Consider the following 14684-nt stretch of genomic DNA (forward strand, 5'->3'; position numbering starts at 1 on the left):
TAAGAAGTGGCGAGGAAAGATGCAAGGGCAGGAAAGACTAGGAGGAGGATGTACAATGGGGAAAAGTATCGTATTCCTGGATATCGATGGCACAATCCTGAATACAAAAGGTGAAATTCCGAAGGCAACCAAGGAAGCCATCCGCATGTTGAGGGCTAACGGGCATTACGTGGCGATAGCGACGGGAAGAGCTCCGTTCATGTTTGAGGAAATCCGCACTGAACTGGAGATCGATTCTTACGTATGCTATAACGGACAATATGTCGTCTTTGAAGGGGAAGTCATCCATCGCAATCCGATTGAACGAAAGCAATTGCTGCATTTATATGATGAGGCCTCCGAAAAAGAACATGCCATGGTTTTCATGGGTGATACGATCATGAAGGCATCGGAAACGGACAATGGTTTTATCCGGGATAGCTTGGCATCCCTTGGTTTTACATATCCGGAAATCGATAAAGATTACTTCCACCACGAACCGATCTACCAAGCACTCCTGTTTTGCGAGGAAGAGGAGGAGCAAGCATATTCCGCCCATCATGAGCATGTCCGTTTCATACGGTGGCATCCGCTTTCCTGTGACGTTCTGCCTGGCGATGGCTCCAAAAAAATCGGTGTGATGAAATTGCTGGAAGCGGCAAATATCCCCGTACATGCAGCTTACGCTTGCGGAGATGGATTGAATGACTTGGAAATGATCGATTTTGTGGGTACAGGCATTGTAATGGGGAATGCCGTTCCCGAACTGAAAGAGCTAGCCGACATCCAAACAGCACATGTAGATGAAGACGGACTCGCACTAGGCCTGAAGAAGGCCGGCTTGATATAAACAAAATGCGCACTCTGCCTGAGTGCGCATTTTTTATAATTCTATTGGTTTGGAGTTCTCGGGCTGGGCGAATGGATCTTCCTTGTTGATGCGATCATAGAACATCGTTCCGTTTAAATGATCGATTTCATGCTGGAAGACAACAGCTGCATAGCCCTTGAGCCGTAATTTGACTTCTTTGCCTTCCAATGTGACAGCTTTGACTGTGATACGGGAATACCGCGGTACATAGCCAGGTATTTCGCGATCTACGGACAAGCAGCCCTCACCGCTCATCAGATACGTATTTTCGACAGAATGACTGACGATTTTCGGATTGAAAAGACCATATTCATAGAAGGTTCCGTTCGGATCTTCGAAATAAATCGCAATCATGCGTTTGGATAGGCCGATTTGCGGTGCTGCCAGGCCAACACCCGGACGGAGGTCGTATTTTGTCGCTATTTCCTCATCTTGGCTATTCTTTAAGTACTCCAACATCTCTGTCAATGTTTGTTTATCTTCATCCGAAGCAGGCAATTCGACTTCTTCTGCAACTTGTTCGAGAATGGGATTGCCTTCACGGATAATGTCATCCATGGTAATCATGCTGATCACTCCTTGCGCTGTTACTTTTCCGTTCTTTAGTGTATCACAAGAATGTCTGTATGACACCAGAATCACTCTGCAGATTCGTTTATCGTATTTCTTTAACGTTTTTAGGCTTTGTTATACAATGTAGGAGAATACATAGAGGCTGTGGGAAACATGGCAGAGGAGGATACGTTTTGCGCAAGTTAGGAATAGGCCTACTCCTGATGGGGAGCGCCGTGGGACTCACTGCATGTAACAATGCGTCGCCGGAGGAGCAGGTTTACAATCACTTGGAGGAGACTATATCCCTTGAATCAGGATATGTCGAACAGCAAGATTCTTTGACGGATTTGGAGAAGAAGGAACAGGACTTATACAATGAGATTTTACAGTATGGTGAGGATGAACTGGATCAAATCAAGAGCAAATCAAAGGAAGCAATCGACTTGATCTCACAGCGCAAGGATGCTCTAGCCAAGGAAAAGGAAAGCTTGGATGAAGCAGAAGCTGAGTTCAAGAAAATCGATTCCATCATCGATGAACTGGAAAGCGATGATGCCAAAGAAAAAGCACAAACACTTTATGGAACAATGGAAGCCAGGTACAGTGCTTATGATAAACTCCATGCCGCTTATACAAAAGCCTTGGATGAAGATACTGTTTTATATGAAATGTTTCAGCAAGATGATATTACCCAGGATGAATTGACGAGCCAAATCGAAAAAATCAATGCCGGCTACGAAGAAATCAAAGCGGCTAATGAAGAATTCAATACAGAGACAGAAGCATTCAATGAACAAAAACAGCAGTTCTATGAAGCGGCTGGCCTGAATGTGGATATGGAATGAACGGAAACCCTTTTCTCGGAATGAGAGAGGGTTTTTTATTTTCACTGATACAGTATAAAAATATTGTGTAGTACAGTTGGTGAACCGATAATTGTGAAGATTTCTTTAATACCGTTTTCATAAATAATCGGCAATATCCAATCTAAGATGTTGACGTTTTCCGGCAAGATAAGCTAAACTATAACAGGACATGAATTGTATCACTTTTCGTTATCATGATTTATGTAACAGTTTTGTGTACTTCTGTTGTAACCGGTTAAAAGAGGGGATGCAGCGGGTACAGTAAACTATTGTGGTACTTCCTATGTTTTTGGAAAGGCTATTACAGTAAATATAGTTCTAGGAAGGATAGGTGACTAGCTTTGAAACGTACGCTAGAAGGTATTGAAGAACAGTTTGAAATGTTTCAAATCCTTAACGAAGATGGCGAAGTTGTAAACGAAGAAGCTTTGCCGGATTTGTCAGATGAAGAATTGAAGGAATTAATGCACAGAATGGTATATACGCGCATCCTTGATCAGCGCTCCATTGCATTGAATAGACAAGGTAGACTAGGTTTCTACGCACCAACAGCAGGTCAGGAAGCTTCTCAGCTTGGAACGCATTTCGCTTTGGAGAAAGAAGACTTCATCCTGCCTGGATATCGTGATGTACCGCAGCTTATCTGGCACGGTCTTCCGCTTTATCAAGCATTCCTATTCTCCCGCGGACACTTCCATGGCAACCAGTTCCCTGAAGGTGTAAATGCACTAAGCCCGCAAATCATCATCGGTGCTCAGTATACGCAAGCAGCTGGTGTTGCACTAGGTATGAAACGCCGCGGTAAAAAATCCGTAGCAATTACTTATACAGGTGATGGTGGTACGTCACAAGGTGACTTCTACGAAGGCATGAACTTCGCAGGGGCATATGATGCACCGGCTATCTTTATTGTACAGAACAACCAATTCGCCATCTCTGTGCCTCGTGAGAAGCAGACGAAAGCGAAAACACTTGCTCAGAAAGCTGTTGCAGTAGGAATCCCTGGCATCGTTGTTGATGGTATGGACGTCTTGGCAGTTTATGCAGCTACTAAAGAAGCTCGTGAGCGCGCAATCAACGGCGAAGGCCCTACATTGATCGAAACGCTTACTTACCGTTACGGTCCTCATACAATGGCTGGTGACGATCCGACTCGCTACCGTACAGAAGATATGGATACTGAGTGGGAAAAACAAGATCCATTGGTACGTTTCCGCAAGTACTTGGAAACTAAAGGTCTATGGTCCGAGGAAGAAGAAAACAAAGTGATCGAGCAAGCGAAAGAAGAAATCAAAGCTGCGATCAAAGAAGCGGATAACTATCCGAAAATGAAAGTATCCGACTTGATCAACAATATGTACGAAGTCCTTCCTTCTAACCTTGAAGAACAATTGGAAGTGTACAAAGAAAAGGAGTCGAAGTAAGTCATGGCACAAATGACAATGATCCAAGCAATCACTGATGCTCTACGTACAGAACTGAAGAATGACGAAAACGTTATGATCTTCGGGGAAGACGTTGGTAAAAACGGCGGTGTATTCCGTGCGACTGAAGGTTTGCAAGCTGAATTCGGCGAAGAGCGTGTATTCGATACACCGCTTGCTGAGTCTGCAATCGGCGGTATGGCTGTAGGTCTTGCGCTTGAAGGCTTCCGTCCAGTACCGGAAATCCAATTCTTTGGTTTCGTTTACGAAGTAATGGACGCAATCAGCGGACAATTGGCTCGTTTGCGTTATCGTTCCGGCGGCACACAGAATGCACCGGTTACAATTCGCGCGCCATTCGGCGGCGGTGTGCACACTCCTGAATTGCACGCGGACTCCCTTGAAGGACTAATGGCGCAGCAGCCTGGTCTTAAAGTGGTGATCCCTTCCAACCCTTATGATGCAAAAGGTCTTTTGATCTCCGCGATCCGCGATAACGATCCGGTCATCTACCTTGAGCACATGAAACTTTACCGTTCTTTCCGTGAAGAGGTTCCTGAAGAGGAGTACACTGTAGAAATTGGTAAAGCGGCTGTTAAGCGCGAAGGTACGGATGTTACATTGATCGCTTATGGCGCAATGGTGCAAGCTTCCATGAAAGCGGCTGAAGAACTTGAAAAGAACAATGTATTTGCTGAAGTCATCGACTTGCGTACTGTAAGCCCGATCGACCTTGACACAGTACTTGCTTCTGTTAAGAAAACTGGCCGTGTGGTAGTTGTACAAGAAGCACAGCGTCAGGCTGGTATTGCAGCTCACTTGATCTCTGAGATCCAAGAGCGCGCTATCCTGCACCTAGAAGCTCCAGTTATGCGAGTGACAGCACCGGATACTGTCTTTGCTTTCTCACAAGCAGAAGAAGTATGGCTTCCAAACCATAGCGACATCGTTGAAAAAGCAAACGAAGTAATCAATTTCTAAAAGCAGAATCAGGAGGTAATTATTTTGGCTTTCGAATTCAAAATGCCGGATATCGGTGAAGGTATTCACGAAGGTGAAATCGTAAAATGGTTCGTCAAAGAAGGCGACACAGTAGCAGAGGACGACGTACTTTGCGAAGTGCAAAATGATAAAGCAGTTGTAGAAATCCCTTCTCCATATGAAGGTAAAGTACTTAAGATCTCTGTTGGTGAAGGTGAAGTTGCGATTGTTGGCGACACACTTATCACTTTCGAAGGTGAAGGCGGCGAAGAAGGCGGAGATGCTCCGGCTCCGGCTGAGCAGGAACAGACTTCCATCCAGGCAAACGCTACTGAATCCAACGAAACAGTAAAAGAAATCAAAGAAGAAGGCCCTAAAGCGGAAGTTTCAGGTGAGCTTGTCATCGCGATGCCTTCTGTACGTAAATATGCTCGCGAGCAAGGCGTTGATATCAGACAAGTATCCGGTTCCGGTAAAGGCGGCCGCGTGCTGGCTGAAGATATCGACAGCTTCAAAAACGGTGGTGCTGCAGCTGCTCCGAAAGCTGAAGCTTCCAATGAGCCTGCTGCTGAACAAAAAGCATCTGCTCCAGTTGTTTCTGGTGATGAATTCCCTGAATCCAGAGAGAAAATGAGCGGTATCCGCCGTGCAATCGCTAAGGCGATGGTTACTTCCAAAACTACAGCTCCTCACGTTACGTTGATGGATGAAGTAGATGTAACCGAGCTTGTTGCTCATCGTAAGAAATTCAAAGCTGTTGCAGCTGAAAAAGAAATCAAGCTTACGTATCTTCCATACGTTGCCAAAGCGCTTGTTTCTGTATTGAAAAACTTCCCGATCTTGAACTCTTCCATCGATGATGCGACAGATGAGATCGTTACAAAACATTATTACAACATCGGTATCGCAGCTGACACTGAAAAAGGTCTTCTTGTACCAGTTGTGAAAAATGCGGATCGCAAATCCATCTTTACTATTTCCCAGGAAATCAACGAGCTTGCTGTTAAAGCGCGTGATGGAAAACTTGCTCCGAACGAAATGAAAGGTGCTTCCAGCACAATTTCTAACATCGGTTCTGCTGGCGGTCAGTGGTTCACTCCGGTAATCAACTATCCTGAAGCGGCTATCCTAGGTGTTGGACGTATTGCTGAAAAAGCAGTCGTTAAAGATGGCGAGATCGTTGCTGCTCCAGTACTAGCACTTTCTCTAAGCTTCGACCACAGAATCGTTGACGGTGCCACTGCTCAAACAGCAATGAACCACTTGAAACGTCTATTGGCTGATCCACAACTAATCATGATGGAGGGATAAGAAATGGTAGTAGGAGACTTCCCAATCGAATTAGATACACTTGTTGTAGGTGCGGGACCTGGCGGCTATGTAGCTGCCATCCGCGCTGCACAAGAAGGGCAAAAAGTAACAGTAGTAGAAAAAGGAAACCTTGGCGGTGTTTGCTTGAACGTCGGCTGTATTCCTTCCAAAGCATTGATCCAAGCTGGCCACAAAGCGGAATATGCTCATGGTGATGCTGACCTTGGCATCTCTACTGAAGGTGCAAAAGTAGACTTCTCTAAAGTACAAGAATGGAAAGCTAGTGTCGTTAACAAGCTTACTTCTGGTGTTGGCGGTCTATTGAAAGGTAACAAAGTAGACGTTGTCAGCGGTGAAGTTTACTTCGTAGATAAAAACACTGTTAAAGTAATGGATGAGAAGAGCTCTCAGACTTATACTTTCAACAACTGTATCATTGCGACAGGTTCTACACCAATCGAGCTTCCTAGCTTCAAGTACACTGATCGTGTGCTGGATTCAACAGGTGCTCTTAACCTTAAAGAAATTCCTAAGAAACTAGTCGTTATCGGCGGCGGTTACGTAGGAATCGAGCTTGGTACTGCTTATGCTAACTTTGGTACTGAAGTTACTGTCCTTGAAGGAATGAAAGATATCCTTGGTGGTTTCGAGAAGCAAATGACATCACTTGTTTCCCGTAAACTGAAGAAAAAAGGCGTTAACATCGTAACGGAAGCTATGGCTAAAGGCGTTGAAGAAACTGCCGACGGCGTAAAAGTAACATATGAAGCAAAAGGTAAAGAAGAAACTATCGATGCTGATTATGTACTTGTTACAGTTGGACGTCGTCCGAACACTTCTGAACTTGGTTTGGAAGAAGTAGGCATCAAGATGACTGACCGCGGACTTATCGAAATCGATGAGCAATGCCGCACAAACATCGAAAACATCTATGCAATCGGTGATATCGTAGAAGGCCCGCCACTTGCACACAAAGCTTCTTACGAAGGTAAGATTGCTGCGGAAGCAATCAGCGGTAAACCATCTGCTATCGATTACAACGGTATTCCGATGGTAGTCTTCTCTGAGCCTGAACTTGCTTCTGTAGGTCATACAGAGCAATCTGCTAAAGATGCTGGCTACAAAGTCAAAGCTGCCAAATTCCCATTTGCTGCAAATGGTCGTGCGCTTTCTCTTAACGATAGTGATGGTTTCATGAAACTAATCACTCGTGAAGAAGACGGTGTCATCCTTGGTGCTCAAATCGCTGGTCCTAACGCGAGCGATATGATTGCTGAACTTGGCCTTGCTGTTGAATCTGGAATCACAGCTGAAGATATTGCACTTACAATCCATGCTCATCCATCTCTTGGTGAGATCACTATGGAAGCTGCTGAAGTTGCAATCGGGACACCGATCCATATCGTAAAATAATTGGAAAAGAGCCTATCCCTTGCGGATAGGCCCTTTTTTTAGTGTTCCAGACATCCTCTCAATCTTCAAATCATTACCTGCAAACCAATCCGCAACATCCACATCTAATCGATTACCCCGCGCCAGGGCTGTCATCAACCGTTTTGTATGAAAAGAATATGCAATCGTATGTAAAGTGCCGAACAACTGGTCATAGTCTTCAAAGAAGAGCGGAGAAGCCGGATTTGAGAAAAGTGAATGTAGTTCCTCTTGGGTCATATTTGATAGGTTCATACTTGAAAGAAAGCTATCTCGCTTCGCAGAACTCGTCATATCTTGTCGATTAAACACTTCAAGTTCAGCGTTCATAAAGTGATTGACACAATTTAATCCTGAAGGCGAAGATCTTACGGAAATTTTTTCAGGGGTTGCTTCTATGACAGCATTTGTACCGTTGGCATCCCCGAGGGAGAAATTATAGCAGGCTGCATGTGGAAGCTGTCCAAATAAGTCAATAACCTGTTCAACTGTTTCACAGGTGTCCAGCGCAATCCGAAGGGCGGTCCAGGCAGATAAGCCTTTTCGGTATTTGGTATTACTCACAAAATGCAGACCGATTGCCAGACCTTTCTCGTTGACACCATCATGTCTTCCGATCAGTTGAAGATTGTAGCCGATTGATCCAAATGCTTCATTTGGTGCAATAAAGCTAAGACAATGATCATAAAGAGAAGGATCAAAGTCGTAGTTACGTACATAATGATTTTTATCGACATAAGCTGTACAGCCAAGAGCTTGCGGTCTCATTAGATTGTAACCACTGTATAATGCGGCAGCATCCCCTCGAGCAATACCTAAACCATCTGCCAAACCACGCAGCTCTTCCAGCAAATGAGGAGCATAGGCAGAAAACAAAGCTTGAATCTCTGTATAATCGGTTTGCATGTCGGAAAGCTGGCTAAATTGTTTGAGTACTGGATTTTTGACATAAACAGCAGCTGTATTCCATCCTATTTCGTAAGCGCTTCCTCTGCATTGGATGATGTCAGCTTTAATTTCATCCATATAATCACCCCTTTTGAGATTAATCCTTGCTATTTTTGAACCGTTGGAAGAATCATACATAACCAAGCGTATCCAGATAGAAAATAAGCAGGCTTAGGAAGAAGTTGCTACTGTTACTGAAATAGATATTCCTATCTGACTTTTTAAAAATTTACTTGAAAAACGGTCTGAATAGCCATGATTTGAAGTAGGTGGTGCGACTATGATAATAAAAATAGAAGATATACCTAAATGTAAAGTCGTATATTTAAGAACAGTAGGTCCGTATGGAAGTCAAAAAAATTGTCAGATGATGAGGGATTTTAAGCAGTGGATCAAACATGACGATTTAATCCATGAACGACAGAAATATGGTAGTAATGGCATTGCACAAGATAACCCAATATATCGTGAAGAAGAAGGTGAAGATAGAATTGTGGATTTTTAGTGCCTATTCATTGATAAAAGATATAGCCAGATGACATAGAGCGGTATGAAATAAATGACATTCTCAGGCTTGCCATGCTACCAGGATTTTATGGTGCGCAGCGGCTGATTATTTTGGATGCGCTCTTGATTATGATACATCATATTTAATCTGACATATAGTCTTTATTCCGCATTTCCCCATAAAAAATACCCTCCAAATTAGCACTTTGTATAAGTGTATCAATTGAAGGGTGTTTTTTATGTCCATTGGCTAGGATAGTCTAATTTAATCTCCTGCCTTTTGTTCCTGCTTATCTTTTTTATCTATCAAATTTAGACGTTTTGCTTCTTGGCTCAAGGTCTTGATGAGTGAAACTACGACAAGAATCATGATGATCGCAAATGGGAAGGCGGCTATGATGGAAGCTGTCTGCAGTGCACCCAGACCATCCTCTCCACCAACCCATAATAAAATTGCAGCAGTTGCTGATTGGACCAATCCCCAGATCAATTTCACTGTCTTGGAGGGGTTCAAATCTCCGTTAGTCGTTTGCATTCCTAGAACGAATGTAGCTGAATCCGCGGAGGTGATGAAGAATGTTGCGATAAGCAGCAATGCCAAAACAGAGAGAATCATTCCTCCGGGAAGCTGCGTCATCATAGCAAACAAACCTACTTCCTCACCTAGTGATGAAATATCACTGAACAGGTCGATGTTTTGGAAATACTCCATGTTGATGCCTGTAGCTCCAAATACAGCGAACCATATTGCACCGAAGATTGTCGGTACCAGCAGAACACCAGTTACAAATTCTCTTATCGTGCGGCCGCGTGATACCCTGGCGATGAATGTCGCGACAAAAGGTGCCCATGCGATCCACCAAGCCCAATAAAACAATGTCCAATCTCCAATCCAGGAGTTGTCTGTGTCATATGGCGTCAGGCGCAAACTCCATTCTGGAAGATGCTGGACATATTGTCCCAACGATGTAACAAGGGAATCAAGAATAAAATTGGTAGGACCAAGCAAAAGTACGGCAAGCATTAGCAACACGGCAAATATTATATTGGCGTTGCTGAGAATTTTGATTCCTTTGTCCAGGCCGCTCAGTGCCGAGCCGATGAAAAGTACTGTAACAACGATAATAATGAGCAGTTCTGTCGTGAAGGTCGGTTCGATCCCCTCAAATAAATAAGAAATCCCCCCGCTGATTTGAATTGCACCAAGGCCCAGCGAAGTAGCTACACCAAAAATAGTCGCAAAAACAGCAATTATATCGATGACTTTTCCGAGTGCGCCATGAACCCTTTTCCCGAATACTGGTTCCAAAATGGCACTTATCACTCCGCCGCTGGATTGTTTACGGAAGGTAAAGTAAGCAATTGCCAACGCTAAGGTAGCGTAAATAGCCCAAGGGTGCAAGCCCCAGTGGAAAAAGCTATAAGAGATGGCGGTCGTACCTGCTTCAGCTGTTCTGGCTTCGTCGACCACAGATGGAGGGGAATTAAAGTGGTTGAGAGGTTCCGATGCTCCCCAGAATACTAGGCCAATCCCCATCCCGGCGCTAAATAGCATCGCAAACCAAGACATATAACTATATTCCGGTTTGTCATCAGGTTTTCCTAGTGTGATTTTTCCATACTTCGAAAAAATCAAGAAGAAAGCGAAACCTAATAGTAACGTTGCGGTCAGTAAATAAAACCAGCCAAAACGATCGACTAGGAAGCTCTGTATGACAGTTGTTACATTATTGACATTACCGTTTGGCAGGATGGATTCTGGAATACTTCCCCAAATAAGAAAAGCAACCACAATACCAATTCCCCACCAAAATACACTTGTCGTTTTCTTCATAAGTAAATCCTTTCTGCTTTAAAGTTTGTATAATGCTGCACAAATTACCATTATAACAATCTCTACTTCACCTTCCTACCCGTCTCGACAAATTAGTAAACCTTAACCGGTTCCTTTCTCCTAAACTCGACATGATCTGTCCTTTTCGCATTACAAGTCCAAAACTTTCCACTATAATGGCAGTATTATGTCAAAATGGAGGGTTTTGCAGTGAAGAGATTTTTAGTATTTCCCATGCTCTTATGCCTATCCGGTGTATTGATCAGTGGTTGTGCCAGTTCGGAAAAAACGAGCGAAGATACTGATCAGACCGAGACTACGGCGAGTACCTCTGCTGAGCAAGAACAAGCTTCTGAAGATGAGCAGGGAGAAGATGGAGGAGAATCGGCACAAGAGCAAGAAGCAAAACAAGAAGAGCAACAGGAACCTCGATACAAAGTGTCGGAAGTCTCTTCCATTGTTCCGCTTGATGATGCCGAACCGCAAGTCGCACTCCTGACTTTTGATGATGCACCCGACAAGCATGCACTTGAGATAGCTGAATCATTGAAGGAAGCTGAAGCACCAGCGATCTTTTTCGTGAACGGTCACTTTCTGACGACGGATGAAGAGAAACAAACATTGAAAAAAATACATGACATGGGGTTTGCAATCGGAAACCATACTTACAGTCATGCCAATTTAAATGATTTGACGGACGAAAAAGTGAAAGAGGAGATTCTAAAAGTAAATGAGCAAGTAGAGGAAATCACAGGGGAAAAGCCGGAATTTTTCCGAGCTCCATTCGGAGAGAACACGGATTACAGCAGACAGCTGGCTGAAGATGAAGGAATGGCAGTGATGAACTGGACTTATGGTTATGACTGGGAAAGTCAATACCAGGACAGTGGTGCTTTGGCCGATATTATGGTCAATACCGAACTATTGGGAAATGGCGCCAATTTACTTATGCATGATCGGGAATGGACAGCAGATGCCGTTCCTGACATTGTGAATGGACTTAGAGACAAGGGGTATCAACTTGTCGATCCTTCTGAAATAGAACGTCCATTATAAAAAAACTCCCCGAATGGGGAGTTTTTTAGCGAAAGGCATGATGTTCTTTGATTACCCGGATGTATTCAATCGATTCATCCATCAATCCCTGCACTGGTAGGCCAGCTTCAAGATTTCGTTTGATATAGCTGATATTTTCGATACTGATAATTTCACCTGGTATGAAAATCGGAATGCCTGGCGGATAGACCATGATGGATTCAGCGCTGATCCGACCTTCTGCTTCTTCAAGCGGAATAGTTTCGGTATCTGCATAAAAAGCATCGCGCGGGCTTAACGACAAGACAGGTATTTCAGGTACAGATACTTCCATTTCTGAAGAAGAAATATCTGCTTGGTGAAGGTCTGCTAAATCCGTCAATGCATCCATGAGTTGTTGGAGATCTTCTTCTGTATCAGCGGGCGTAATCAAAAACAACAGGTTATACAAGTCAGAAAGCTCAACTTCGATATTTTTTTCTTTCCGAAGCCAACGTTCTGCCTCACTGCCTGATATACCAAGCTGCTTTACCGATACGAGCAGTTTGGTCGGATCCATGCTATAGGCAGCCTCTGAGCCAAGAATTTCTTCACCGGCACAATACAATCCGACTATATCGTTAATCCGCTGCCGTGCATCATTTGCCAGCCTGATCGCATCGGTGTTCATCTCCTGCCCTTTGGTAGCGAGCTGCCGGCGTGCTGCATCCAGTGATGCCAGCAGGATGTAAGATGTGCTTGTCGATGTGAGCATGGAAAGTACTGTCTGTACTTGTTCATGTCGCACCAAACCCTCGCGCAAATTCAAAATCGAGCTCTGCGTCAAAGAACCTCCAAGCTTGTGCACGCTGGTGGCAGCGAGATCTGCTCCTGCAGCCATCGCCGAAACCGGCATGTCGTCATGGAAATGAATATGGACTCCATGTGCTTCATCGACTAGGACAGGGACTTCATGACGATGTGATATATCCACAATACGGGCTAAATCTGCAGCCACACCGAAATATGTCGGATTGATGACGAGTACAGCTTTTGCATCCGGATTGGCTTCCAAAGCCTTCTCGACAGCTTCTGGTGTGATGCCGTGTGATATACCGAGTTTATGATCCAGTTGAGGATGCACAAAAACAGGGATTGCACCAGAAAAGATGAGTGCGCTTGTCACGGATTTATGCACGTTCCGCGGTACGATGATCTTATCTCCAGGTTTACAAACACTCATGACCATCGCCATGATCGGAGTGCTTGTACCTTGGACGGAAAAAAAGGTGTAATCCGCACCAAAGGCATTCGCCGCAAGCTGCTGAGCTTCTTGGATCATACCGTGCGGGTGATGCAAGTCATCCAGAGGTTCTATATTTATCAAATCGATGGAAAGGGCATTCTCCCCGATGAATGCTGAGAATTCCTTGTCCATTCCTTTGCCTGTTTTATGTCCTGGAATATGGAACTGTAATGGTTTGTTAGCAGCATGCTTGCGCAAGCCATCGAACAGTGGTGCTTGTTCTTGTGAAAACATCTTAGCTGACACCTCTTTACATGTTAAAAACAAAAGAATTATAGCAAAACTGTACTCCGATTACTAGCATCGCATGGAAAGTTATTTTCGTGTTACACTATTATCCAGGGAAAAGGAGGGATAGGATGAATTACAGCTATCCAATAGATGAAACTTGGACGAAAGAAGAAATCATTGATGTAGTGAATTTCTTCTCCTTGGTGGAGCGTACGTATGAGGAAGGCATCCTTCGGGAAGACCTGTTGCTGGCATATGAACGTTTCAAGCAGATTGTACCTTCCAAATCGGAAGAAAAGCAGCTGGACGCTAAATTTGAAAAAGATTCCGGTTATTCCAGCTATAGAGCGGTCAAGAAAGCAAGAGCTGCCGCATCAGGTGAAAAAATCACCATGTAAAAAAATCCCCTCCTGTTCCAGGAAGGGGATTTCATGTATCATACAGGTTCAAAAGCAGCTTGTTCGTACAAAATGGCTGTATGTTTCAGGACGTCCTGACATACTTTAAGGAATGCTTCCTTCGAAGCAAGCGCTGGGTCATCAGGCTGCAAATGGACGCCGCAGACAAGTTCCGCTTTTTTGATATGCTGCAGTCGGTCTGCGATCTTGTCGAACAGCTCATCAGATATGGGGGAAGCATCTGGCTTCATATGATCCATCGACCAGACGTAGTGGGACGGGATGGAATCCAAAATCTGCTTTTTCGCTTCCGTCATTTTGCGTCCGACGGTTTCCTTTATAGGACTTTCGTAAATGAGTGCAAATTGGACGAATACATGTGTACCCCAAAGTCCGATCTGGAAATGAGGCAGCTTCTTATATCCGCGTTTGCTTGAAGCAAGGGCGGACCATGTGTCGTTCGGTGCGTTCTTTGTTCGGCGCGCATGCTTTGCGACATGGACATACATATCATGATCTGTCACTTGCTCTGCATAAGGCGCAAGCTCTGTAGCGAGCATCTCCAATTTAGGGGACAAGCGGCTGCGGAGCTCTTCCATTCTTTCTTCCAATCCATCTATTGAAAAAACATCGAAATCTTGTTTCGTGAATAACGCGGTCATTACTGTCACTCCTTGCAGAAATCTTCCTTCATCATACCTGTCCAATAGGCAAATTGCAAGCGAGGAAAGGTTTACAATCCGCTCTGCAGTGGTAAAAAGAAACAACTTCACTGTTTGGAAAAATAGATGGGAGGAAACAATGATGCGTGATGTGATGGAAGCTTTAAGGAAAAGGGAAGCGGAAGAAAAGGTTCCTGCTATACGTCTTGAAATAGATTATTACCTTGTGACCCTGTACGATGCAATGCAGGAAGAAGATGAAGATGCAGTTCAGCTAACAAAAGAGAAGCTTCGAGTGCTCAGCGAGCAATTGAACGGGTTCGAATCATGAGCATAATTGTGATAAGCTAGTGGAAAGAATGGGGG

The 14684-nt window shown here is 44.2% G+C and carries 15 protein-coding genes; 10 read left to right on the forward strand and 5 right to left on the reverse strand.

The window, feature by feature from the left end; genetic code table 11:
- Nucleotides 1-55: 55 nt before the first annotated feature.
- Complete coding sequence (locus AB1K91_RS09120) at nucleotides 56-829, forward strand: Cof-type HAD-IIB family hydrolase (protein ID WP_413089485.1); 774 nt, start codon at nucleotides 56-58, stop codon at nucleotides 827-829.
- A gap of 33 nt (nucleotides 830-862) precedes the next feature.
- Here AB1K91_RS09120 and def read toward each other — a convergent pair whose 3' ends face one another.
- Entirely contained in the window at nucleotides 863-1417 is a 555-nt protein-coding gene (gene def / locus AB1K91_RS09125; protein WP_413089486.1) for a peptide deformylase, read from the reverse strand.
- Nucleotides 1418-1596: 179 nt separating this feature from the next.
- On the opposite strand from def, the gene AB1K91_RS09130 reads away from it, so the two are divergent.
- From AB1K91_RS09130 to lpdA, 5 genes are all read left to right on the forward strand, one after another.
- Nucleotides 1597-2250, forward strand: a complete 654-nt coding sequence (locus AB1K91_RS09130) for a YkyA family protein (protein WP_413089487.1) — start codon at nucleotides 1597-1599, stop codon at nucleotides 2248-2250.
- 401 nt (nucleotides 2251-2651) lie between these two features.
- Nucleotides 2652-3695 carry a pyruvate dehydrogenase (acetyl-transferring) E1 component subunit alpha gene (pdhA, locus tag AB1K91_RS09135; RefSeq protein WP_413089520.1) on the forward strand — a complete coding sequence of 348 codons (1044 nt, stop codon included), beginning with the start codon at nucleotides 2652-2654 and terminating at the stop codon, nucleotides 3693-3695.
- 3 nt (nucleotides 3696-3698) lie between these two features.
- Nucleotides 3699-4676: an alpha-ketoacid dehydrogenase subunit beta gene (locus AB1K91_RS09140; protein ID WP_413089488.1), complete on the forward strand. Its 978-nt coding sequence runs from the start codon at nucleotides 3699-3701 to the stop codon at nucleotides 4674-4676.
- A gap of 24 nt (nucleotides 4677-4700) precedes the next feature.
- On the forward strand, nucleotides 4701-5987 hold the full coding sequence (locus AB1K91_RS09145) for a dihydrolipoamide acetyltransferase family protein (protein ID WP_413089489.1): 1287 nt from the start codon (nucleotides 4701-4703) through the stop codon (nucleotides 5985-5987).
- A 3-nt stretch (nucleotides 5988-5990) separates the two neighbouring features.
- Nucleotides 5991-7400, forward strand: coding sequence for a dihydrolipoyl dehydrogenase (gene lpdA / locus AB1K91_RS09150; protein ID WP_413089490.1), 1410 nt, complete (start codon nucleotides 5991-5993; stop codon nucleotides 7398-7400).
- A 12-nt stretch (nucleotides 7401-7412) separates the two neighbouring features.
- Here the strand turns inward: lpdA and AB1K91_RS09155 are convergent, their stop codons facing one another.
- Complete coding sequence (locus AB1K91_RS09155; protein WP_413089491.1) at nucleotides 7413-8444, reverse strand: C45 family autoproteolytic acyltransferase/hydrolase; 1032 nt, start codon at nucleotides 8442-8444, stop codon at nucleotides 7413-7415.
- A gap of 202 nt (nucleotides 8445-8646) precedes the next feature.
- Between AB1K91_RS09155 and AB1K91_RS09160 the strand changes: the two genes are divergently transcribed.
- Nucleotides 8647-8871 (forward strand): GyrI-like domain-containing protein, encoded by a 225-nt coding sequence (locus tag AB1K91_RS09160; RefSeq protein ID WP_413089492.1) that lies wholly within the window; start codon nucleotides 8647-8649, stop codon nucleotides 8869-8871.
- A gap of 267 nt (nucleotides 8872-9138) precedes the next feature.
- Here AB1K91_RS09160 and AB1K91_RS09165 read toward each other — a convergent pair whose 3' ends face one another.
- Nucleotides 9139-10707, reverse strand: coding sequence for a glycine betaine uptake BCCT transporter (locus AB1K91_RS09165; RefSeq protein ID WP_413089493.1), 1569 nt, complete (start codon nucleotides 10705-10707; stop codon nucleotides 9139-9141).
- A 210-nt stretch (nucleotides 10708-10917) separates the two neighbouring features.
- Between AB1K91_RS09165 and AB1K91_RS09170 the strand changes: the two genes are divergently transcribed.
- Entirely contained in the window at nucleotides 10918-11763 is an 846-nt protein-coding gene (locus AB1K91_RS09170; RefSeq protein WP_413089494.1) for a polysaccharide deacetylase family protein, read from the forward strand.
- A gap of 25 nt (nucleotides 11764-11788) precedes the next feature.
- Here the strand turns inward: AB1K91_RS09170 and AB1K91_RS09175 are convergent, their stop codons facing one another.
- Complete coding sequence (locus tag AB1K91_RS09175; RefSeq protein ID WP_413089495.1) at nucleotides 11789-13261, reverse strand: aminotransferase class I/II-fold pyridoxal phosphate-dependent enzyme; 1473 nt, start codon at nucleotides 13259-13261, stop codon at nucleotides 11789-11791.
- Nucleotides 13262-13386: 125 nt separating this feature from the next.
- Between AB1K91_RS09175 and AB1K91_RS09180 the strand changes: the two genes are divergently transcribed.
- Nucleotides 13387-13656 carry a UPF0223 family protein gene (locus AB1K91_RS09180; RefSeq protein WP_093726726.1) on the forward strand — a complete coding sequence of 90 codons (270 nt, stop codon included), beginning with the start codon at nucleotides 13387-13389 and terminating at the stop codon, nucleotides 13654-13656.
- A 38-nt stretch (nucleotides 13657-13694) separates the two neighbouring features.
- Here the strand turns inward: AB1K91_RS09180 and AB1K91_RS09185 are convergent, their stop codons facing one another.
- Nucleotides 13695-14318 carry a YktB family protein gene (locus tag AB1K91_RS09185; protein WP_413089496.1) on the reverse strand — a complete coding sequence of 208 codons (624 nt, stop codon included), beginning with the start codon at nucleotides 14316-14318 and terminating at the stop codon, nucleotides 13695-13697.
- 139 nt (nucleotides 14319-14457) lie between these two features.
- Here AB1K91_RS09185 and AB1K91_RS09190 point away from each other — a divergent pair, with 139 nt between their 5' ends.
- Nucleotides 14458-14649: a hypothetical protein gene (locus tag AB1K91_RS09190; RefSeq protein WP_413089497.1), complete on the forward strand. Its 192-nt coding sequence runs from the start codon at nucleotides 14458-14460 to the stop codon at nucleotides 14647-14649.
- Nucleotides 14650-14684: the final 35 nt, after the last annotated feature.

It is taken from the genome of Terribacillus jepli, from assembly GCF_047228925.1.
In the GTDB taxonomy this organism is placed as follows: domain Bacteria; phylum Bacillota; class Bacilli; order Bacillales; family Amphibacillaceae; genus Terribacillus.

What these genes read in the sequence shown, in the direction of transcription:
- AB1K91_RS09120 (WP_413089485.1), top strand. Translation starts at nt 56, where the DNA reads ATGGGGAAAAGTATCGTATTCCTGGATATCGATGGCACAATCCTGAAT.
- def (WP_413089486.1), bottom strand. Translation starts at nt 1,417, where the DNA reads ATGATTACCATGGATGACATTATCCGTGAAGGCAATCCCATTCTCGAA.
- pdhA (WP_413089520.1), top strand. Translation starts at nt 2,652, where the DNA reads ATGTTTCAAATCCTTAACGAAGATGGCGAAGTTGTAAACGAAGAAGCT.
- AB1K91_RS09140 (WP_413089488.1), top strand. Translation starts at nt 3,699, where the DNA reads ATGGCACAAATGACAATGATCCAAGCAATCACTGATGCTCTACGTACA.
- lpdA (WP_413089490.1), top strand. Translation starts at nt 5,991, where the DNA reads ATGGTAGTAGGAGACTTCCCAATCGAATTAGATACACTTGTTGTAGGT.
- AB1K91_RS09155 (WP_413089491.1), bottom strand. Translation starts at nt 8,444, where the DNA reads ATGGATGAAATTAAAGCTGACATCATCCAATGCAGAGGAAGCGCTTAC.
- AB1K91_RS09160 (WP_413089492.1), top strand. Translation starts at nt 8,647, where the DNA reads ATGATAATAAAAATAGAAGATATACCTAAATGTAAAGTCGTATATTTA.
- AB1K91_RS09165 (WP_413089493.1), bottom strand. Translation starts at nt 10,707, where the DNA reads ATGAAGAAAACGACAAGTGTATTTTGGTGGGGAATTGGTATTGTGGTT.
- AB1K91_RS09175 (WP_413089495.1), bottom strand. Translation starts at nt 13,261, where the DNA reads ATGTTTTCACAAGAACAAGCACCACTGTTCGATGGCTTGCGCAAGCAT.
- AB1K91_RS09180 (WP_093726726.1), top strand. Translation starts at nt 13,387, where the DNA reads ATGAATTACAGCTATCCAATAGATGAAACTTGGACGAAAGAAGAAATC.
- AB1K91_RS09185 (WP_413089496.1), bottom strand. Translation starts at nt 14,318, where the DNA reads ATGACCGCGTTATTCACGAAACAAGATTTCGATGTTTTTTCAATAGAT.
- AB1K91_RS09190 (WP_413089497.1), top strand. Translation starts at nt 14,458, where the DNA reads ATGATGCGTGATGTGATGGAAGCTTTAAGGAAAAGGGAAGCGGAAGAA.